Below are 19,845 nucleotides of genomic sequence, written 5' to 3' on the forward strand. Positions count from 1 at the left end.
GCGCAATGCAGTCCGATAACGAGACTCGACCCACCGCAGCCGAAGTCCCCCCACTCTCCGACGCCCGATTCCGCCGGTTTGCGGCAGGAAACGTGATCAACAATATCGGTGAGACCGCTTTCGTCGGAGTCGCTCCGCTCCTACTGGTCCAGGTCTACGGCCCGGCCGCAGTTGCGCTCTCCGTGGTGGCAACCGCGGTGTCGGGTCTCCTGGCGCCCTTCGTCGGCGCGGCGATCGACATGCGCGGTTGGCGCATGTTCTTCTATATCGGCCTGGCAGCCCAGTCCGCGTCGATTCTCGCTGTTGTCGCCTCGCTGGCCGTCGGCCGGCTTCCGCTCGCTCTGCTGGGAATCCTCCTGGTCGTGAACGCAACCGCGAGCATCAGCTATCTCTCGGCATGGAAAGTGGGCCTGAACGAACTCTTCCCGGACTTCCGCCGTCGTGCCCGAGGCACCCTGAACACGCTCTTCTACATGACGGGCGTGATCGGCCCGTTAGCGGCGTTCGGCATCATTTCGGTGAACGGTGTGACCCTGTTCCTCGTCTTCTACGTCGTCACGTCCTTTGCCCCTGTTGTGGCTCTCCTGTGGATCGACCGGGGACGGCCAAGTACCGTGTCGCGCGCCGACGGGACCGCCATGGCGGCTCTGGCGGCGGGCGTGACGGCTATCCGAGGCTCGACGGTGTTGCGGCGGTTGCTGCTTCTCAGGTGCCTGGCTTCGGCGCTGCCCACGACGCTCATCGGCGCCCTCATCGTGCTCCGGTTCGAGTCGTACGCTGCCGCGCCCCTGCTGATCTTGGCTGTCTCCAACGTCACGGTCTATGTGGGGAATCAATACGTCAGCCGAATGGCGGACTTTCCGGAAGCCAGGATCGTGCTGGTGCACGGCACGCTGGGTCTTGCCGGAATAGCGATCCTGAACATCGACAACCTGTATGCATTCGTGATCGGGGTGGCGATTTTCGGAATCGCGACCGGAGTCGGACTCTCGCACTACGTCCTTGCCGTCGTCGTGTACTCGCCCACTCAGGTGTACGGATCGATAGGTGGCGTGTTCGGTCTTGCGTCGAGCGTTCTCGGTATCGCGGTCGGGCTTGTGCTGTCGATGGTGGACATGATCGGCCTCACGGCGTTCTATCTCATCCTGACGTTGCTGGCACTGGCCACTTTCGCAGCGGCAATCCGCTATATCCGTACCCCGGAAATATCCTCGCCTGCTCTCGTGAGCGAACAGTAGGACACAGTTTCTGGTCGCAACCGAGTTGCCGAGTTCGAACGGTCATTCGCTCCTCGTAGGCAGCGGAAAAGCGCGCAGCATCCCTTGCCCGTGCAGACCACCGGGGAAGTTCAGAGCCCCTGAGCGGCGCCATCTACGGATCGGACCGGTTCGTCGTGGGTGTGGATCGGTCCGTCGGTCTCCCCGAGTCGCCGCCCGCCGCCACCCCACCGCAGGGCGATGATCTCGGCAGCGATCGACACCGCCGTTTCCTGCGGGGTCCGGGCCCCGAGATCCAGCCCGATCGGTGAGGACAGGCGCGCGAGGTCGTCGTCCGTCATCCCCGCTTCACGCAACCGGGTCATCCGGTCGTCGTGCGTCCGGCGCGACCCCATCGCGCCGACGTACGCCACGTCGAGCCGGAGCGCGACCTCCAGGAGAGGCACATCGAACTTGGGGTCGTGGGTGAGAACTGTGATCACGGTGCGCTTGTCGATCCGTCCGGCGTCGGCCTCGGCGGCGAGATAACGGTGCGGCCAGTCCACGATCACTTCGTCCGCGCCGGGAAACCGCGCTTCGGTTGCGAAGACGCCGCGCGCGTCGCACACCGTGACCCGGTACCCGAGGAAAGTTCCCAGATCTGCCATCGCTGCGGCGAAATCGATTGCGCCGAACACGATCAACCGAGGCGGTGGCTGGAAGACGTTGACGAACACCGTCATTCCCTCGCCGCGACGCTCACCGTCGGTGCCGTAGTGCAGTGTCCCGGATCGTCCGACGTCGAGCAGACCACGTGCGTCGTCGGTGACGGCATCGTGCATCCGGGAGGACGGCAGCGTCCCGGCATCCCGGTCCGGCCACACCACCAGGCGTCGCCCGAGCACCGCCGGATCGGGATGTTCGGTGACCGTCGCGATCGCCACCGGTTCGCCGCCGCGTACCGACGCGACGACGTCGGCGAAGGAGGGAAATCCGGCACTGTCGATCCGTTCGACGAAGACGTCGATGATTCCACCGCACGTCAACCCCACGCTGAACGCGTCGTCGTCGGATACCCCGTACCGCTCGAGCACCGGCGTTCCGTCACCGATCACGTCCTGAGCCAGTTCGTACACCGCGCCCTCGACGCACCCGCCCGACACGCTGCCCGCCACCGTGCCGTCTCCTGCGACCAGCATCGACGCTCCCGGCGGGCGCGGCGCGGACCGGAACGTCGACACGACGGTGCCTACCGCGACGGCCTCGCCCGCCCGGTAGCGGCGGTCGAGTTCGTCGAGAACCTCACGCACGATGGACCTCCTCGAGCAATGTTTCCAATGTCGCGAGGCTGTGTCCCGCGAGCAGACGATCGATATGTGGCAATGCCACCGAGATACCCGATTGGATCGGTTCGTACCCGGCGTGGCCGGCGTGCGGATTGACCCACAGGATCGCGTGCGCGAGCCTGCGCAGTTGTGCCATCTGCTCTCCGAGCAGTACCGCGTCGCCGCGCTCCCAGCCGTCCGAGAAGATGACCACGACCGCGCCGCGGGCCAGCCCACGGCGTCCCCAGCGGTCGAGGAAGGCGCGCAGTGTGTCGCCGAGCCGAGTGCCTCCGGCCCAGTCGGGCACGGTGCGGGCGGCCGCGGCGAGGGCATGCTCGGGGTCACGGGCGCGCAGTGCCCGCGATAGCCGGGTCATGCGTGTGCCGAGCGAGAACACCTCTGTTCCGCCGGGGTGGGAACGGGTGACGACGTGCGCGAACCGCAGCAGAGCGTCGGCGTACGGAGCCATGGAGCCCGACACGTCGATCAGCAGCACCACCCGGCGCGGCCGCGTCGCCCTGCGGTGTCGCACGGGCCGTACCGCCTCGCCACCCGCCGCGAGCATGGCCCGCAGGGTGCGTCGCGCGTCCACCTGCCCGGCCCGGGAGGGACGCCTCCGCGCGGCGGCCCGCACAGGAGGACGGGGCCGCAATAGTGTCAGCATCTCCGTCAGGTGAGCGCGTTCGGCGGGTGTGAGTTCCGCGATGTCGCGATTCCGCAGCACTTCGGTATCGGTGGCCGCGACCTGCAACTGGGGAGCATCTTCGCCCGTGCCGTCCACTGTTCCCTGCGTCCGGGTCAGCGCGGCGATCCGCGCGGTACGGGTGCGCTGCCCCCGGGTCCGCGACACGCTCGGCACTGCGCCTCCGAACCAGCTGCGGAAGGCCGCGTCGTAGCGGGGTAGATCGTCGGGGTCGCGGCACAACGTCGCCCGTCCCGCCCAGTAGACCTGCGCCGGATCGCCGATGTCGAGTTCACCGAGCGCCCGGACATACGTGTCGGTGGCGTCCGGAGTCACGGGCATGCCGGACTCGGCGAGCGCGCGGGTGAACCCGGCGAAGCCCACCAGCGTGCCGTGCGCCGTGGTCGTCATCCGGCGAGAACCCGGTCGAGACCGGCCCGCGTGACGCGCTCGACGTCTTCCCGGTATTTCAGGACGGCGCCGAGTGTCGCGGCTGCCGTCGCGGCGTCGAGCACCTCGCGGTCGAGTTCACGCAGCGCGCGGGCCCAGTCGAGGGATTCCGCCACCCCGGGCGGTTTGAGCAGGTCGTAGTCGCGCAGCGCGTGGACCGCTTGCGCGACCTGCGCGGCGAGGGAAGCGTCGATATCAGGCAGGCGACGACGCAGGATGGCGATCTCGCGGTCGAGGTCCGGGTGTTCGACCCAGTGGTACAGGCACCGGCGTTTGAGTGCGTCGTGCACTTCCCGGGTGCGGTTGGAGGTGAGTACCGTCAGCGGCGGCACCGCCGCGCGGATCTCTCCGAGTTCGGGAATCGTCACGGCGTTCTCGTCGAGCACCTGTAGCAGCAGCGCCTCGAATTCGTCGTCTGCACGGTCGATTTCGTCGACGAGCAGCACACAGGGTGCGCCGGTGAGGGCTGCCAGCAGTGGCCGGGTCAGCAGGTAACGCTCGGTGTAGAGGGACCGTTCGGCGGTGTCGGCGTCCAGAGCGCCCCCGCTCGCGGCCTCGAGGGTGCGCAGGTGCAGCAACTGCCGGGGAAAGTCCCAGTCGTAGAGTGCCTGCGACGCGTCGATGCCTTCGTGGCACTGCAACCGGACGAGCGGCAGGTCGAGCGCCTCGGCCAGCGCCGTCGCGAGGGAGGTCTTCCCGGTGCCGGGTTCGCCCTCGCAGAAGAGTGGCCGGCCCATCCGCATCGCCAGAAATGCCGTGGTCGCGAGGCCGTCGTCGGCGAGGTAACCGGTCGATTCGAGCGCCGTCACCAGGTCCTCGGGGGACCGTACCTCTGTCACCGCACCTGCCATGGGCTGAGCCTAGGACACCTGGGCGTGCCGCGACGGTGACTCGGAGTCACGGGGTGAGGCCCTGGTCCACGAGGCGACCGTGCACGCGTAGCCGTGAGATCCCTCCGTCCGGATATACGTCCAAGCGTACGAACGAGAGCGGCATGCTCGAATCCACACGGAACCGGTGCCGGCAATCGGGCAGCAGCGCAGTCTTCGGGAGCAATTCGACGAACGCCGATGCGTCGGCAGGGTCCGAGCCGTCCGGGAGGCCCGACAGTCGTGCCCACCCCGGCGCGTTCCCGACGTAGTACGACGTGTCGATCTCCACGTGGTCGATCAGTGCGGTGCCGGCCAGGCGCACCACGACGTAGTCGTTCCCGTCGTCGCGCCGTCGTGCGTTCTCCCAGCCACCGCCCATGTTCACAGCCCTGCCGGGAGCGATGATGTTGCGCGGCGACGAGTAGAAGCGGTTCGAGCAGTCCGCGATGTCGCCGCCGTTCTCGAGTGCTGCGAGATCGACCGTGCCGGTGAGGAACATCGGGTCCGGGCGAACTTCCCCGTGGACCCGGAAGCGGGCGACGCCACCGTCGGGAAAGATGTTGAGACGCACGTGGGTCCAGCGTCGCTCGCTGTCCACGGCAAAGGCATTCGCGGTGTCACCGAGCAGGGCCACCTTGTCGACGACGGGTTCCCAGGGCGCATCGAGGAGGTCGGCGACACCGGGATATCCCTCGAGGCATACGGCGTCGACCGACGCGAACGGTGGGAAGTTGCCGGTGAACCACGCCGTGTCGATCACCACGCCTCGGATCACGCCCGGGACACCGAGACGCACGATGGCGACATCGTGTCCGGGTTCGCGCCGCCTGCGGGTTTCCCAGCCGTCGTACACCTTTCCCTTGTGCCCGAACGCGGACAGATCGTGCAGCGCCGGGCCGGGCGCGATGAGATTCTCACGCTGGGCGAACAACTCGTCGTTGGCGTACATCACCGAGCCGGTCAGTTCGCGGGAGGCGAGGTCGGGAAGTTGCCGGAAATCGGGCGATGTCATCGAATGTCCTTCCGGGACAGCAGTCGAGCGCGAGGAGCAGGGTCGTGGCGGCGATCACCGGTGACCGTGAGGGGTTCGCCGGCCAGCCATGTCTGCCGCACGACACCCGCCAGCGCCATTTCGGCGTAGGGGGTGACGGCGTTGCGGTGGTGGAGTTTGTCGGGGAAGACCACGAACGCGTCGTCGGGGGCCAGGACGCACAGGTCGGCCGTGTTGCCGACGGCGATGTCGCCGCGGTCGGGTAGTCCGGCCAGGGCGGCGGTGTTGCGGGCCATCCACCGCGTCACGTCCACGAGGGAGTGTCCGCGCCGCCGTCCTTCCGACCAGACGATCGGCAGTCCCAGTTGCAACGAGGAGATTCCGCCCCACGCTTCCCCGAAGTCGCCGATCCCCAGTTTCTTCAGTTCGGGGGTGCACGGCGAATGATCGGACACGACGCAGTCGATCGTGCCGTCCGCCAAGCCTCGCCACAGGCCTTCGCGGTTGGTGGCCTCCCGGATCGGCGGGCAGCATTTGAAATGTGTCGAGCCGTCGAGGATTTCCTCACTGAACAACGTCAGGTAGTGCGGGCACGTCTCCACGGTGATGCGAACTCCCGCGTCCTTCGCTGCGGCGACGAGCGGCAGGCTCCCGGCGTCCGAGAGGTGCAGAATGTGGACGCGGCAACCCGTTTCGGCGGCACCGTCGATCACCTGCGCGATCGCCCGTGCCTCGGCGACGGGTGGACGCGAGTGCAAAAAATCGGCGTAGCGGCGACCCGACGGTGCGGGCTGGGCGTCGAGCGTGGGGCCGTCCTCCGCGTGGACGATGAGCAGGCCGTCGAATCCGGCGATGACGCGCATCGCTGCGATCATCTGGTCCCGGTCCAGCGGGGGATATTCGTCGAGTCCGGAATACGCGAGGAAGCATTTGAATCCGTATACACCGGCGTCCCAGAGGGGTTCGAGATCCGCGAGATTGCCGGGGATCGCGCCGCCCCAGAACCCGACATCCACGGTCACCTGGCCGGCGGCGACTTTCTGCTTGACGGCGAGCGCAGCCACGTCCACGGTCGACGGAATGGAATTGAGCGGCATGTCGATCAACGTGGTGACCCCACCGGCGGCGGCGGCGCGGGTTGCGCTCGCGAATCCTTCCCACTCGGCGCGGCCCGGGTCGTTGACGTGCACGTGGGTGTCGACGAGGCCGGGAAGCAGCGCTTCGTCGTCGGCGAGGATCACCTCGCGTGCCCCGGGCACCGGTGCCGCATAGTCCTCGACGGCGGCGATCCGCCCGTCCCGGATGACCACGGCGCACGCACGCTCACGATCGCCGACCACGGCGCGGCGGGCCCGGATGACGGTGCTCATTCGAATCGTCCATCCTGAGCGCCGAAGCCGGCCAGTGCTCGTAGCCGATCCGGCGTGATTCCGGCGTGCTCGTGCACTTCGGCGTCGGTGAGGGCGCCGCAGCCGAGGCCACGATGCAGGAACGACGTGAGTGCCCTCGCGGTGGCGGGTTCGTCGAGGAAACCGCTGTCGGTGCGGGCCGAGTAGGCCGCGATCCGTTCCGCTGCGGACGGGAACGAGCGGCGGTAGAACGCGAAGGTCGCGGCATAGCGGGTGGGCAATTGTGCGGGATGGAGGTCCCAGCCCTGGTAGAAGCCGCGGCGCAGCGACCGATCGACGAGCCGGGCGTGCAGCGCCCACGCGGCGCGCACCTCGTCGGCGGTGCCGACGGGGAGGCGGTTGGTCGAGCCGTCCGACAGGTGCACGCCGGTGCCGGCCGCGGCGACCTGCATGGTCGCCTTGGCGTGGTCCGCAACCGGGTGATCCATCGCCTGGTATTCGGCGGCGATGCCGCAGGCCGCCGAATAGTCGTAGGTGCCGTAGTGCAGCCCGGAGCATCGCCCCTGCGCGGCGTGGATCATCGCCGCCACCTGCGCGGTGCCGTCGGGTCCGCAGACAGCCTGTGGCGTCTCGATCTGGATCTCGAAGCGCAGCGGCGAGGTGAGCCCGTGCGTGGTCTCGAGAAATTCGCACACAGTGACCATCGCCGCGACCTGTTCCGGTGCCGACACCTTCGGCAACGTGACGACGAATCCGTCAGGGAGACAACCGTCGTCGGCAAGTTCTCCGATGAACATGTCCAGGGTGCGTACCGCGCGTGCCCGGACGGCAGGTTCGAGGCATTTCACGCGGATGCCGGAGAAGGGTGTCGGGTCCGGCGTGCTCCGGAACGCTTCGGCGGCGCGCACGAGATGGGCGTCTTCGTCGGCGTCGCGTGCGCCGGGTGCGATGCCGGATTGGGGGAAACCGTCCTCGAAATCGATTCGCAGGTCTTCGATCGGTTCCGTGGCGAGTTTCGCTTCGACCAGGGGCAGGACGGCGCGGGCGAGAGCGGGTTCGACGCCGATCAGTTCCGCGAGATCGTCTGCTCCGGAGATGTACCGGGAGAACGTGTCCCGCGCCTGCGCGCCCCAGGAGAGCACCGTGCCGGCGTCGTACCGGTCGACGGGCACGTACACGGTGTGGACGGGTTGCCGAGTGGGTCCGAGTCCCGGGTAGGCCGCCGCGTACCGGGCATCGACGGCGCCCAGCGCAACATCGAGCGAGTCGAGCAACCGCTCGCGTCCGTCTGCCATCCGGTCTCCCCGTGTCTGCTCGGGTGTATCCACCCTTGTATACGTGCTCCGGGCGCAGACGGTAGTGCTCTCGGATCAACCGTTCGATTACCCCGGGTAACGACTGCGTTACGGGCCTTCCGGTGTGCCGGGGCGCACGGTGAGGACCTGCGACATCGTGCCGATCGGGCCGGACGTGTCGTGCAGCACGGTGCTCGTCAGACCGATCCCGTCGGCTCCGAACGAGACCGAGGTATCGAAACCGACCCAGTCGCCGCGGGGTTCGGCGAACAGGTGGACGGTGAGGTCGAGGTTGGGGAACGCGACCTTCTGCGGATCCGCCCGCACCGCCATGCCGTTCGCGATGTCGAACAGTCCTGCGGCAGCGGCGAGGGTGCTCACCTTGTCGTCGTCGACGAGCGTGATCGGTGTGCGAACCCAGAAGGACGCACGCCCGGGCCCGGCGCTCGTCCGGCGAACCTCGACCGACTCGATGAAACCGCCCGGCCACACGGTGGTGGGATCCCACGGTTCGGTGTCCTCGGGCGGTGCGATGCGCGACAGCGTCGAACCTGCGAGTTCGGCGGTGGGCCGCGGCTGCATGAGCCATGCGCGTGCCCGCACGACGGTGCGGCCTCCGTGGCTCAGTGCGGCCTCGACCAGTTCGATCGTGCGTCCCGGCCGCAGGACCTCCACGGCGGTGTCGACGGGGCCGACGGGCACGGTTCCCAGGATGTCGTACGACAGGCGGGCCATCACCGGCCCGTCGTCGCGGCGGGCGTCGCGGTCGGATTCGATGACGTGGGCGAGCAGGCCCAGCGCGGGGGCGATGTGCTGTTCGGCCTCGTTCCACGCGCCGCTCACATGGCGGGTCGCGCGGAAGGACGCGGGGCCGAGTCGTTCGAAGTAGCTCATGAGTCCTTCGTGGGTGTCGTCGGTCGGAGGAGTGGGGCGGCGTCGAGCGCCGAGAGGGCCATCAGGCGGAGGACGGCACGGGTGCCCTCGGGTGAGCGCGGGTCGGCGCTGTGCGGTGTGGAGTTGATCAGGCCGAAGGTCGCGTGAGCCATCGTGCGTGCATCCGACTCGGCCAGACCCGGGGTGATGCGGCAGAGAGTCCCCACCCAGATCTCGACGTAGCGGCGCTGGGTGACGCGCACCTCGCGTCGCGCGTCGTCGGGAAGCGAATGCAGTTCCCGGTCCTGGACGCGGATGAGGTCGGGGTCCCCGAGGGCGAAGTCGAGATGGAAGTCGACGAGTCTCCCGAGCGCGTCACGCGGGTCGGTGGTGTCGGCGACGACCGCGGTGCCGCCGGCGAGCAGCCGTCGGCTGATGTCGACGAGGAGTTCGACGAGCAGGGCGTCCTTGTTGGGGAAGTGCCGGTAGACGGCCGGGCCGCTGATGCCCACGGCCGCGCCGAGGTCCTCGAGCCGGACCCCGGCGAAGCCGCGCTCGGCGATCAGGCGGGCGGCGGCCCGGAGCAGCTGCGCGCGGCGCTCGGCTTTGGCGAGGCTCCGCCGGGTCGGCGCGGGAGGCGCCGCTTCTTCGGCAGGCTCATGCATGGCGGGAAACTCCACTCGTCTGTGATCTGGACAACTCGGTTAATCATAACTAACCTAGATTTCAGTTAATGGCGATTAGTTCAATCTACCGAGGATGGTGTCCGTGACGACCGCTCAGGCGATCTCGACAACCAGCCGCGACCAGCACGAACAGCTGGTCGGAGAGCTCCGCGACAGGCTTGCCGCGGCAGCGCTCGGCGGCAACGAAAAATCCCGTGAGCGGCATGTCTCCCGCGGCAAACTGCTTCCCCGCGACCGCGTCGACGGCCTCCTCGACACCGGCAGCCCGTTCCTGGAACTCTCACCGCTCGCCGCCACCGGCATGTACGGCGACGAGTGCCCCGGCGCCGGCATCATCACCGGAATCGGCCGGGTGGCCGGTCGCGAATGCGTGATCGTCGCCAACGACGCGACCGTCAAGGGCGGCACGTACTACCCCGTCACGGTGAAGAAGCACCTGCGGGCGCAAGAGGTGGCGTTGCAGAACAACCTGCCCTGCCTCTACCTCGTCGACTCCGGCGGCGCGTTCCTTCCCCGGCAGGACGAGGTCTTCCCGGACCGCGAGCACTTCGGCCGCATCTTCTACAACCAGGCGACGATGAGCGCCAAGGGCATTCCGCAGATCGCCGCGGTGCTCGGGTCGTGCACCGCCGGCGGCGCCTACGTGCCCGCGATGAGCGACGAAGCCGTCATCGTCCGGAACCAGGGCACCATCTTCCTCGGCGGCCCCCCGCTCGTGAAGGCTGCGACCGGTGAGGTGGTCACCGCAGAGGAACTCGGCGGCGGCGACCTGCACTCGAAGGTCTCGGGCGTGACCGACCATCTCGCCGAGGACGACCGCGACGCCCTCCGCATCGTGCGCGACATCGCCTCCACCTTCGGTCCCCGGGCGGAGCGGCCCTGGGACGTCGAGCCCACCGTCGAACCCGAGAAGTCCCCGGAGACGCTGTACGACGTGGTCCCCACCGACTCGCGGATCCCCTACGACGTGCACGAGGTCATCTCCCGCATCGTCGACGGCGCCGGCGGTGCCGACGGTACAGGCGGTGCCGGCGGTGCCGGCCGGGGGTCCAGCAGCTTCCACGAGTTCAAGGCGGAGTACGGCAAGACGCTCGTGACCGGATTCGCGCGCATCCACGGGCACCCGGTGGGCATCGTCGCAAACAACGGCGTGCTCTTCGGCGAATCCGCCGTCAAGGGAGCGCATTTCATCGAACTGTGCGACAAGCGCTCGATCCCGCTGCTGTTCCTCCAGAACATTTCCGGCTTCATGGTCGGCCGCGACTACGAGGCCGGTGGCATCGCCAAGCACGGCGCCAAGATGGTCACCGCCGTCGCGTGCGCCCGGGTTCCGAAACTGACCGTCGTCATCGGCGGCTCGTACGGCGCCGGCAACTACTCGATGTGTGGCCGTGCGTACTCGCCGCGATTCCTGTGGATGTGGCCCAACGCGCGCATCTCCGTGATGGGCGGCGAGCAGGCCGCGTCGGTGCTCGCGACCGTACGGTCCGACCAGCTCGACGCCTCGGGCAACCCGTGGACCGCCGAGCAGGAAGAGGAATTCAAAGCGCCGATCCGCGCGCAGTACGAGGAGCAGGGCAACCCCTACTACTCGACGGCCCGACTCTGGGACGACGGCATCATCGACCCTGTCGATACCAGAAAAGTTCTCGGACTGGCACTTTCGGTGTGCGCCAACGCGCCCCTCGAGCCGGTCTCCTACGGCGTCTTCCGGATGTGAGCGACATGAGCGATACGAATCGGATCGATACGGTCCTGGTAGCCAACCGCGGTGAGATCGCCGTGCGCGTCATCCGGACCCTGAAGGATATGGGACTGCGCTCGGTCGCGGTCTTCAGCGAAGCCGACCGCGACGCGCGGCACGTGCGCGAGGCCGACACCGCCGTTCTGCTCGGTCCTGCGGCGGCACGCGAGAGCTACCTCGCGATCGACAAGGTCATCGACGCGGCCGTCGCGACGGGTGCGCAGGCGATCCATCCGGGATACGGGTTCCTCTCGGAGAACGCTGCATTCGCCGCCGCCTGCGCCACAGCGGGTATCGCATTCCTCGGCCCGTCGGCGCATGCCATCGAGACGATGGGCGACAAGATCACCGCGAAGAGCGCGGTCTCGGAATTCGGGGTTCCCGTCGTGCCCGGCATCTCGCGGCCGGGACTGACCGACGCCGACTTGATCGCCGGAGCCGACGAGGTCGGCTATCCGGTGCTGGTCAAGCCGTCCGCCGGTGGCGGCGGAAAGGGCATGCGTCTGGTCACCGATCCGGCGGACCTTCCCGCCGCGCTCGCGTCGGCCCGTCGTGAGGCCGCGTCGTCGTTCGGTGACGACACGCTGTTCCTGGAGCGGTTCGTCCAGCGCCCCCGCCACATCGAGGTGCAGATCCTCGCCGACACGCACGGCAACGTCGTCCACCTGGGCGAGCGCGAATGCAGTCTGCAGCGCCGCCACCAGAAGGTCGTCGAAGAGGCTCCGTCGCCGCTGCTCGACGCGGTCACACGCGCCCGCATCGGTGAAGCGGCCTGCAACACCGCCCGCAGTGTCGACTACACCGGTGCGGGCACCGTCGAGTTCATCGTGTCCGCGGACCGGCCCGACGAATTCTTCTTCATGGAGATGAACACCCGCCTGCAGGTCGAGCACCCCGTCACGGAAATGGTGACGGGTCTCGACCTCGTCGAATGGCAGGTCCGGATTGCCGCCGGTGAACCGCTGGGGTTCGGCCAGGAGGACATCACCCTCAACGGTCACGCCATCGAAGCGCGCATCTACGCAGAGGACCCGGCCCGCGGCTTCCTGCCCACCGGCGGCCATGTCGCCGACGTCGTCGAGCCTTCCGGACCGGGAGTGCGGGTCGATTCCGGCGTGCAGGCCGGCACGATCGTGGGCAGCGATTACGACCCGATGCTGGCCAAGGTCATCGCCCACGCCGCCGACCGCGCGGGCGCACTGCGCCGCCTCGACCGGGCACTCGCCGACACGGCCGTCCTGGGTGTGGTCACCAATGTCGACTTCGTGCGTTTCCTGCTCGCCGACGACGAAGTCGTCGCCGGTGCCCTCGACACGGGCCTGCTCGACCGGCGTCTCGAGGACTACGCCGCCCCGGGTACGTCGGACACCACGTTCGTCGCGGCTGCCGCACACCTCTGGTTGCAGCACTGGTCGGCCGCGAACTCCGACCCGTGGTCGGTGCCGGACGGCTGGCGCGTCGGTACCCATCTGCCCGCGACCTTCCGTCTCACCTCGGGCGATCGCACCGTGCACGTGGGGTTCAGCGGAACGCCCGCCGCCGGAGTCGCGAGTGTCGAAGACGGCGAACGTAGTTCGGTGTCCGTGACGCTCGACGGATCTGTGCTCGCCGTCGTGCTCGACGGACGCCGCCACGTCTTCCGCGTGGCCGAGTCCGACGGCGCGATCTGGCTCGCCGACGGCCACGGCAGTGTCTCGGTCCGTGAAGTCGCGGAGGCAGGGGTACGCGGGGACGACGCGCACGCCGGCAACGCCGACATCACCAGCCCGATGCCCGGCGCGGTCATCGCGGTCGCGGTGGAATCAGGCGCCGAAGTCGCTGCCGGAGAGACGATCGTGGTCGTCGAAGCCATGAAGATGGAGCATTCGCTCACCGCGCCGGTCGCCGGCACCGTAGAGCTCTTCGCCGCTGCGGGTGAGCAGGTCAAGGTCGATCAACTTCTCGCGCGGGTCACCCCGCACGCCGATACGAAAGAGGCAACGGAATGACGGAATATCTGGCAACCGGGCAGCTTCCCGACGAGTACGAGCAGCTGCGCAAGACGGTCGCCGACTTCGCGCGCACCGTCGTCGCGCCGGTCGCGGCCAAGCACGACGCCGAGCATTCGTTCCCCTACGAAGTGGTCGCGGGCATGGCGGACATGGGTCTGTTCGGTCTGCCTTTCCCCGAGGAGTACGGCGGAATGGGCGGGGACTACTTCGCTCTGTGCCTCGCGCTCGAGGAACTCGGCAAAGTCGACCAGTCGGTCGCGATCACGCTCGAGGCCGGCGTGTCGCTCGGCGCCATGCCGATCTACCGGTTCGGTACCGAGGCGCAGAAGCAGGAATGGCTTCCGCAGCTCGCGAGCGGCCGGAACCTCGCGGCCTTCGGCCTGACCGAGCCCGGCGCGGGTAGCGACGCGGGCGGGACGAAGACCACCGCGAAGCTCGACGGCGGCGAGTGGGTCATCAACGGCAACAAGCAGTTCATCACGAACTCCGGCACCGACATCACCTCGCTCGTCACCGTCACCGCGGTCACCGGCGTGCGGGACAACGGCAAGAAGGAGATCTCCACGATCCTCGTTCCGGCCTCCACTCCCGGATTCACCGCCGAACCCGCCTACAACAAGGTGGGATGGAACGCGTCCGACACCCATCCGCTGACGTTCAGCGATGTGCGGGTGCCCGAGGAAAACCTGCTGGGCGAACGCGGCCGCGGGTACGCCAACTTCCTGCGGATCCTCGACGAGGGCCGCATCGCGATCGCTGCGCTGTCCACCGGTGCCGCGCAGGGCTGCGTCGACGAGTCGGTCAAGTACGCCAAGGAACGCGAGGCATTCGGCAGCCCGATCGGCAGCAACCAGGCAATCGCGTTCAAGATCGCCCGGATGGACGCGCGTGCCCACACGGCGCGCACCGCGTACTACGACGCCGCCTCGGCGATGCTCGCGGGCCGTCCGTTCAAGAAGCAGGCCGCGATCGCGAAGCTCGTGGCGTCGGAGGCGGCGATGGACAACGCCCGCGACGCCACCCAGATCCACGGCGGCTACGGATTCATGAACGAATACGCCGTCGCGCGGCACTACCGCGACAGCAAGATCCTCGAGATCGGAGAGGGCACCACCGAGGTGCAGCTCATGCTCGTCGGACGGGAACTGGGACTGTGAGCGACACGGCGCCCGCGGAGAACGCGAAACGCATCACGCAGCGTGGACTGTGGTTCGAAGAATTCGAACTCGGCGCGGTCTACGAGCACCGGCCCGGCCGCACCATCACCGAAGCCGACAACGTTCTGTTCACCACGCAGACCATGAATACTCAAGCGCTGCATCTCGATGCCGCGTATGCGGCGGGCACCGCGTTCGGGGAGCGGCTGGTGAACTCGATGTTCACCCTGTCGACCATGATCGGTCTCTCCGTCGCGCAGCTGACGCAGGGAACGATCGTCGCGAACCTCGGTTTCTCCGAGGTCTCCTTCCCGAAGCCGTTGTTCCACGGCGACACGCTGTACGTGGAGACCAAGATCCTCGACAAGCGTGAATCCAAGAGCCGCCCGGGCGAAGGCATCGTCACCCTCGAGCACACCGGGCGCAACCAGCACGGTGACGTTGTCGGGATCGCAGTCCGCCAGACCCTCGTGCAGAAGAGGCCCACGACATGACATGGACACTTCCCGGCCCGGCGTGGCTGTTCTGCCCGGCCGACCGACCCGACCGCTACGCCAAGGCTGCCGCCCGTGCGGACGTGGTCATCATCGACCTCGAGGATGCCGTGGCGCCGGCCGACAAGCAGGCCGCCCGCGACGCACTCGTCGCCACACCGCTCGATCCCGAGCGCACCGTGGTGCGGATCAACCCGGTCGGCACCGAAGACCACGGACCCGACCTCGAGGCACTGAGCCGCACCCCGTACACGCGGGTGATGCTGCCGAAGTGTGAGAGCGGCGAACAGGTGCGATCCCTCGCGCCGCTCGAGGTGGTCGCGCTCGTGGAGTCTCCGCTCGGTGTGCTCGCGGTCGAGAGCATCGCGAAGGCCGACAACACCATCGGAATGATGTGGGGTGCCGAGGATCTCGTGGCGGGACTGGGTGGCAACTCCAGCCGTGGGCCGGACGGGCTCTACCGCGGGGTCGCCCAGCACGCCCGGGCGGTCACGTTGCTCGCGGCGAAGGGCTACGCGCGCTGGGCACTCGATTCGGTGTACCTGAACATCAAGGACACCGACGGTCTGCACGACGAGGCACTCGACGCCGTAGCGGTCGGATTCGACATCAAGGTTGCGATCCACCCGGGCCAGATCGACGTGATCCGCCGCGCCTACGCACCCACGCCGGACGAAGAAGATTGGGCGAGAAGGGTACTCGACGCGGCCGGGTCGGAGCGGGGGGTGTTCGACTTCGAGGGCAAGATGGTCGACGCTCCGGTATTGCGCCACGCCGAACGGCTGCTTCAGCGTGCCGCCGCGAGCACGCCGTCGTGATCCGGAGGCGTCAGCGCGTGCGGTGACGTAACAGCTGGGTGAGGCGGTGTGCCCCACCGAGCAACAGAGCCCCGACGTCGGGTGTGCGATCGGCACGGAAGCGACTTTCCACGCCGGTCAGGCTCAGCGCCCACGTCGGGGCTCCTCTGTGGTCGAAGACGGCCGCGCCCATCCCCCAGCTGCCCTCGACGATCAGTGCGGGATTGACGGAGTAGCCGGCCAGGCGTGTCGCGGCGATCCGCTCTTCGACGGCGTCGCGCGAGTGCTGTGCCCCCCACGTGGCCGTGAGGTCGACGCGGGAGAGGTAATCGTCGATGTCCTTGTCGGACATGTGGGACAGGATGGCGAGCCCGGCGGACGCGACCCCGAGCGGAAACCGGATTCCGATGTGCAGCACGTGTGAACGCAACGGGAAACTACCTTCTTCGCTTGCCACGCACACCGTTTCGTCTCCACGGCGCGCGGACAGGAACGCGCTTTCCCCGGATTCGCGGGCAAGGTCGCGAAGCACGTCTCCGGCCAGGTCGGTGATGTCGTATCGGGTGGCTGCCACCGAACCCAGCAGGTACAGCTCGGGCCCGAGCGACCATCGGCCCGACTTCGGGTCCCGGTCGACCAGACCTTCGTCGGCGAGCGAGCCGAGGAGCCGGTGGACGGTCGGCCGGGCCAGGTCGGTCGCCCGGGCAAGGTCCGACGTCGAGGCCCCGTCCGGTTCGTACGACGACACGGCCCGCAGCAGCGCGCTCACTCTGCCGATCAGCTGTCCTTGGGCGGTCACGGGCTTATCCTACGTCCACTGAATGAACGAATCTTGTCCGTGTGTCCGGATAGCGAGCAATTTTCGCATTCTCGGCGCGCTCACTTGTGAATCTCACCTGCAGCAACTTTATTGGTGGGACGAGAAGGACGACGTTCATTGAATGGACGTCGGCGGCCCGACGAGGTCGCGGATTCCCCTGACCCGAGAGGTGTGCGTTGGCAACGAAAGTGTTCCGGTCCGCGGTGGAGGCCGTCGCGGACGTGACAGACGGTTCGTCCCTTGCGGTGGGCGGGTTCGGCCTGTGCGGCATCCCCGACATTCTGATCCAGGCGCTCGCCGAGGCGGGCGTGACCGACCTCGAAGTGTTCTCCAACAACTGTGGGGTCGACGGCCACGGACTGGGAATACTTCTCGGCGACAAGAGAATCCGCCGGGTGACCGCGTCGTACGTGGGCGAGAACAAGGAGTTCGCCCGTCAGTACCTCTCCGGGGAACTCGAGGTGGAATTGACGCCACAAGGCACGCTGGCGGAGAAGTTGCGTGCCGGTGGCGCGGGCATTCCCGCGTTCTTCACCCCGGCCGGCGTGGGAACTCCGATCGCGCTCGGTGGGCTGCCGTGGCGGTACGACGCCGAGGGAGGCGTCGCGGTGGCGTCACCGGCGAAAGAGGTCCGTGAGTTCCGGGGCAAGAAGTACGTGCTCGAGGAGTCGATCACCGCGGACTTCGCCCTGGTGCACGCCCTGAAGGGGGACACCGAAGGGAACCTGGTGTTCAACAAGGCGGCGATGAACTTCAACCCGTTGGCCGCCATGGCCGGACGGGTGTGCATCGCGCAGGTCGAGGAACTTGTCGAGCCGGGCGAGATCGAGCCCGGAGAGGTGCACCTGCCGGGGATCTTCGTCGACCGGATCGTGCACACCGGGGCGCAGGACAAGCAGATCGAGAAGCGGACCGTCAAGGCAGGAGCGGCATCATGAGCGTCGAGGTCGAACGGGCAGTGGGCTGGACGCGCACGCAGATGGCGGCGCGCGCCGCGCAGGAGCTGGAACCCGGCGAGTACGTGAACCTGGGGATCGGGCTGCCCACGCTGATTCCGAATTACCTGCCCGACGGCGTGCGGGTCACCCTGCACAGCGAGAACGGCATCCTCGGTACCGGCCCGTACCCCGAGGAAGAGGCGATCGACGCGGATCTGATCAATGCCGGCAAGGAGACCGTCACGGTCAACGCGGGCGCGGCGTTCTTCGACTCCGCGCTGAGCTTCGGGATGATTCGCGGCGGGCACATCGACACCGCGGTACTCGGCGGCATGGAGGTCTCGGCCACGGGCGATCTGGCGAACTGGATGGTGCCGGGCAAGATGGTCAAGGGCATGGGTGGCGCGATGGATCTCGTGCACGGTGCCCGCAAGGTCATCGTGCTCATGGAGCACACCGACAAGACGGGCAAGCCGAAGATCGTCGAGCGGTGCTCGTTGCCGCTGACCGGCGAGGGCGTGGTCCAGCGGATCATCACCGACCTCGCGGTCATCGACGTGACGGACGCCGGGTTGGTCCTGCGCGAATGCGCACCGGGTGTGACGGAAGAACAGGTGGCCGCCGCGACCGGCGCGCCGCTCACCGTCGACCTCGCATGACATCGCCGGTGGTTCCGGTGCCGGTCATCCGGCGCGGAACCACCGGAAGAGCGACCGCCTCCGTGCCGGTCGTGCGCGGCTGGACGGGGGATCCGAACGGCCTTCCTGGGCAGCGAGGAGGGCGCGCCGGGCTTCTTCCCGGCGTGCCTGTCTCCCGGCCCGCCAGGTTTCGACCACTGCGTCGACGTCCACCTTGTGGACCGGGATCGGTAGCTGACCAGGCTGGAGCATGTATTCCACCACCCGCCGGTTGAGCCCCGCGACGATCTCCCGGACCGACTGCTCGGACGGCACGTTCGCCACGGTCTCGGGTAGCCGCTCGATTTCCCGGCGCAATTGGAGGGGCAGCGGCAGCAATGCCTCCGTCGAGAGTCCCTGCCGGGCGAGGTAGGCCTTGACCCACCACAATTCGTCGTCGCCGTGATCGGGGATGGGTTTTCCCGCACCAGGGAGGTCGTCGAAGTCGCCGCGCTCCTGTGCGGCGCGGATCTGCCGTTCGATCCACGTCTCGAAGGAGATGTCCGGTCGTTTCCGCTCGGTCACCGGTCCAGGATGCCACCGCGATCCGGCACCGCGCGGACGATGCGTTGCGGTTCGGTCTCGGCGGTGGCATACCCTGTGGCACATGGAAGGACAGCGGCCGACGCGCCGGGCGGCCGACCCGCCCGTGGACACTTCGACCGTGCTCGGCAAGGTCGTCACCGTCCTGCACGCCTTCACCGCCGACGACCACGGAGTGACCCTCGCCGAACTCGGCCGTCGCACGGGTCTGGCCAAGGGCACTCTCCACCGCGTGGTCAACGATCTGATCGACGTCCGATTGCTCGACAAGGATGCGTCCGGGTATCGGCTCGGCGGCCGGATGTTCGAACTCGGCATGCGCGCGTCGGTGGAACGACGACTGCTCGAGGTCGCCATTCCGTTCATGGAAGACCTGTACGAGCGGACCCATGAAACCGTGCACCTCGGAGTGCCCGAAGGCACCGAAGTCGTCTACGTCTCGAAGATCGGTGGCCATCGCCCGGCCCCGGCGCCGTCGCGAGTCGGTGGACGAATGCCCATGTACTGCACTGCCATCGGCAAGGCGCTGCTCGCGTTCTCGTCGCCGGCGCTGTTCGTGGACGTCGTGGATGCCGGGCTCGCCCGCAAGACACCGCGCACGATCACCGCGCCGGGCCGGTTCCGCGACCACATCGATCGCATCGCGAGCACGGGCGTCGCGTTCGAGCACGAGGAATCGGCGGTCGGGCTGGTGTGTGTCGCCGCACCCGTGCTTCTGGGAGACGAGGATCCGGTCGCCGCGATCAGCGTCACCGGGCCCGCCACGCGGTTCCGGCCCGAGAAACACGCGGCGGCGGTGAAGGCGGCGGCGGCGGGCGTCGCATCGACCCTGGCCCGTCGTGCGGCCCTGCGGACTCTGTGAGCGGCTCCCGGATGATCCGGCGCCACGCGTTCCACTGAGCGGAACCTACGGCTAGGTAAGCGGTACTCGTACCCCCACGATGGAGTTACCCATCGATCGACGA

General features: G+C 68.1%; 19 protein-coding genes. 9 read left to right on the forward strand and 10 right to left on the reverse strand.

The annotated features are described in order from the left end of the window. The first annotated feature begins 92 nt into the window (after positions 1-92). Complete coding sequence (locus tag HF886_RS15815; protein WP_169652821.1) at positions 93-1,238, forward strand: MFS transporter; 1,146 nt, start codon at positions 93-95, stop codon at positions 1,236-1,238. 110 nt (positions 1,239-1,348) lie between these two features. On the opposite strand, the gene HF886_RS15820 is transcribed toward HF886_RS15815, so the two are convergent. From HF886_RS15820 to HF886_RS15855, 8 genes are all read right to left on the reverse strand, one after another. Beyond that, on the reverse strand, positions 1,349-2,506 hold the full coding sequence (locus tag HF886_RS15820) for an XdhC/CoxI family protein (RefSeq protein WP_169652822.1): 1,158 nt from the start codon (positions 2,504-2,506) through the stop codon (positions 1,349-1,351). Next, positions 2,499-3,614 carry a VWA domain-containing protein gene (locus HF886_RS15825; protein WP_169621023.1) on the reverse strand — a complete coding sequence of 372 codons (1,116 nt, stop codon included), beginning with the start codon at positions 3,612-3,614 and terminating at the stop codon, positions 2,499-2,501. The genes HF886_RS15820 and HF886_RS15825 overlap by 8 nt, the downstream gene beginning before the upstream one ends. Continuing rightward, positions 3,611-4,504 carry a MoxR family ATPase gene (locus HF886_RS15830; protein ID WP_169621024.1) on the reverse strand — a complete coding sequence of 298 codons (894 nt, stop codon included), beginning with the start codon at positions 4,502-4,504 and terminating at the stop codon, positions 3,611-3,613. Before HF886_RS15830 ends, HF886_RS15825 begins: the two co-directional genes overlap by 4 nt. Positions 4,505-4,550: 46 nt before the next feature. Continuing rightward, positions 4,551-5,537 (reverse strand): allantoicase, encoded by a 987-nt coding sequence (alc, locus tag HF886_RS15835; RefSeq protein WP_169621025.1) that lies wholly within the window; start codon positions 5,535-5,537, stop codon positions 4,551-4,553. After that, positions 5,534-6,886, reverse strand: a complete 1,353-nt coding sequence (allB, locus tag HF886_RS15840) for an allantoinase AllB (RefSeq protein ID WP_169621026.1) — start codon at positions 6,884-6,886, stop codon at positions 5,534-5,536. Before allB ends, alc begins: the two co-directional genes overlap by 4 nt. Then, positions 6,883-8,160 carry an aldolase/citrate lyase family protein gene (locus HF886_RS15845; protein ID WP_169652823.1) on the reverse strand — a complete coding sequence of 426 codons (1,278 nt, stop codon included), beginning with the start codon at positions 8,158-8,160 and terminating at the stop codon, positions 6,883-6,885. The genes allB and HF886_RS15845 overlap by 4 nt, the downstream gene beginning before the upstream one ends. Before the next feature lie 108 nt (positions 8,161-8,268). Then, entirely contained in the window at positions 8,269-9,054 is a 786-nt protein-coding gene (locus HF886_RS15850; RefSeq protein WP_169652824.1) for a thioesterase family protein, read from the reverse strand. After that, the gene (locus tag HF886_RS15855; protein ID WP_169621029.1) at positions 9,051-9,698 is read right to left on the reverse strand and encodes a TetR/AcrR family transcriptional regulator; all 648 of its coding nucleotides are present in this window, start codon (positions 9,696-9,698) and stop codon (positions 9,051-9,053) included. The genes HF886_RS15850 and HF886_RS15855 overlap by 4 nt, the downstream gene beginning before the upstream one ends. 94 nt (positions 9,699-9,792) lie before the next feature. On the opposite strand from HF886_RS15855, the gene HF886_RS15860 reads away from it, so the two are divergent. The 5 genes from HF886_RS15860 to HF886_RS15880 are packed head-to-tail and all read left to right on the forward strand — an operon-like array spanning position 9,793 to position 15,923. Then, positions 9,793-11,439 carry a carboxyl transferase domain-containing protein gene (locus HF886_RS15860; protein WP_169652825.1) on the forward strand — a complete coding sequence of 549 codons (1,647 nt, stop codon included), beginning with the start codon at positions 9,793-9,795 and terminating at the stop codon, positions 11,437-11,439. 5 nt (positions 11,440-11,444) lie between these two features. After that, positions 11,445-13,451 (forward strand): acetyl/propionyl/methylcrotonyl-CoA carboxylase subunit alpha, encoded by a 2,007-nt coding sequence (locus tag HF886_RS15865; protein ID WP_169621031.1) that lies wholly within the window; start codon positions 11,445-11,447, stop codon positions 13,449-13,451. Beyond that, positions 13,448-14,611 (forward strand): acyl-CoA dehydrogenase family protein, encoded by a 1,164-nt coding sequence (locus tag HF886_RS15870; protein WP_169652826.1) that lies wholly within the window; start codon positions 13,448-13,450, stop codon positions 14,609-14,611. The genes HF886_RS15865 and HF886_RS15870 overlap by 4 nt, the downstream gene beginning before the upstream one ends. Beyond that, complete coding sequence (locus HF886_RS15875) at positions 14,608-15,105, forward strand: MaoC family dehydratase (RefSeq protein WP_169621033.1); 498 nt, start codon at positions 14,608-14,610, stop codon at positions 15,103-15,105. The genes HF886_RS15870 and HF886_RS15875 overlap by 4 nt, the downstream gene beginning before the upstream one ends. Continuing rightward, positions 15,102-15,923: a CoA ester lyase gene (locus HF886_RS15880; RefSeq protein ID WP_169652827.1), complete on the forward strand. Its 822-nt coding sequence runs from the start codon at positions 15,102-15,104 to the stop codon at positions 15,921-15,923. The genes HF886_RS15875 and HF886_RS15880 overlap by 4 nt, the downstream gene beginning before the upstream one ends. A gap of 10 nt (positions 15,924-15,933) precedes the next feature. On the opposite strand, the gene HF886_RS15885 is transcribed toward HF886_RS15880, so the two are convergent. Further along, positions 15,934-16,683, reverse strand: coding sequence for an IclR family transcriptional regulator (locus HF886_RS15885; protein ID WP_169652879.1), 750 nt, complete (start codon positions 16,681-16,683; stop codon positions 15,934-15,936). A gap of 215 nt (positions 16,684-16,898) precedes the next feature. On the opposite strand from HF886_RS15885, the gene HF886_RS15890 reads away from it, so the two are divergent. Next, positions 16,899-17,660, forward strand: a complete 762-nt coding sequence (locus HF886_RS15890; RefSeq protein WP_169621035.1) for a CoA transferase subunit A — start codon at positions 16,899-16,901, stop codon at positions 17,658-17,660. Beyond that, positions 17,657-18,319 carry a CoA transferase subunit B gene (locus HF886_RS15895; protein ID WP_169621036.1) on the forward strand — a complete coding sequence of 221 codons (663 nt, stop codon included), beginning with the start codon at positions 17,657-17,659 and terminating at the stop codon, positions 18,317-18,319. The genes HF886_RS15890 and HF886_RS15895 overlap by 4 nt, the downstream gene beginning before the upstream one ends. Positions 18,320-18,343: 24 nt before the next feature. Here the strand turns inward: HF886_RS15895 and HF886_RS15900 are convergent, their stop codons facing one another. Then, a complete protein-coding gene (locus HF886_RS15900; RefSeq protein ID WP_169652828.1) occupies positions 18,344-18,862 on the reverse strand; it encodes a DUF1992 domain-containing protein in 519 nt (172 codons plus the stop codon). 82 nt (positions 18,863-18,944) lie between these two features. On the opposite strand from HF886_RS15900, the gene HF886_RS15905 reads away from it, so the two are divergent. Next, positions 18,945-19,742: an IclR family transcriptional regulator gene (locus tag HF886_RS15905; protein ID WP_206036885.1), complete on the forward strand. Its 798-nt coding sequence runs from the start codon at positions 18,945-18,947 to the stop codon at positions 19,740-19,742. Positions 19,743-19,845 lie beyond the last annotated feature (103 nt).

The sequence above is a fragment of the Rhodococcus sp. 105337 genome (assembly GCF_012844225.1).
In the GTDB taxonomy this organism is placed as follows: Bacteria; Actinomycetota; Actinomycetes; order Mycobacteriales; family Mycobacteriaceae; genus Rhodococcus.

Bases quoted from the DNA above. Each gene is read 5' to 3' on its own strand.
- HF886_RS15825 (WP_169621023.1), bottom strand. From the start codon at position 3,614: ATGACGACCACGGCGCACGGCACGCTGGTGGGCTTCGCCGGGTTCACC.
- HF886_RS15830 (WP_169621024.1), bottom strand. From the start codon at position 4,504: ATGGCAGGTGCGGTGACAGAGGTACGGTCCCCCGAGGACCTGGTGACG.
- alc (WP_169621025.1), bottom strand. From the start codon at position 5,537: ATGACATCGCCCGATTTCCGGCAACTTCCCGACCTCGCCTCCCGCGAA.
- allB (WP_169621026.1), bottom strand. From the start codon at position 6,886: ATGAGCACCGTCATCCGGGCCCGCCGCGCCGTGGTCGGCGATCGTGAG.
- HF886_RS15845 (WP_169652823.1), bottom strand. From the start codon at position 8,160: ATGGCAGACGGACGCGAGCGGTTGCTCGACTCGCTCGATGTTGCGCTG.
- HF886_RS15850 (WP_169652824.1), bottom strand. From the start codon at position 9,054: ATGAGCTACTTCGAACGACTCGGCCCCGCGTCCTTCCGCGCGACCCGC.
- HF886_RS15855 (WP_169621029.1), bottom strand. From the start codon at position 9,698: ATGCATGAGCCTGCCGAAGAAGCGGCGCCTCCCGCGCCGACCCGGCGG.
- HF886_RS15860 (WP_169652825.1), top strand. From the start codon at position 9,793: ATGGTGTCCGTGACGACCGCTCAGGCGATCTCGACAACCAGCCGCGAC.
- HF886_RS15865 (WP_169621031.1), top strand. From the start codon at position 11,445: ATGAGCGATACGAATCGGATCGATACGGTCCTGGTAGCCAACCGCGGT.
- HF886_RS15870 (WP_169652826.1), top strand. From the start codon at position 13,448: ATGACGGAATATCTGGCAACCGGGCAGCTTCCCGACGAGTACGAGCAG.
- HF886_RS15880 (WP_169652827.1), top strand. From the start codon at position 15,102: ATGACATGGACACTTCCCGGCCCGGCGTGGCTGTTCTGCCCGGCCGAC.
- HF886_RS15895 (WP_169621036.1), top strand. From the start codon at position 17,657: ATGAGCGTCGAGGTCGAACGGGCAGTGGGCTGGACGCGCACGCAGATG.
- HF886_RS15905 (WP_206036885.1), top strand. From the start codon at position 18,945: ATGGAAGGACAGCGGCCGACGCGCCGGGCGGCCGACCCGCCCGTGGAC.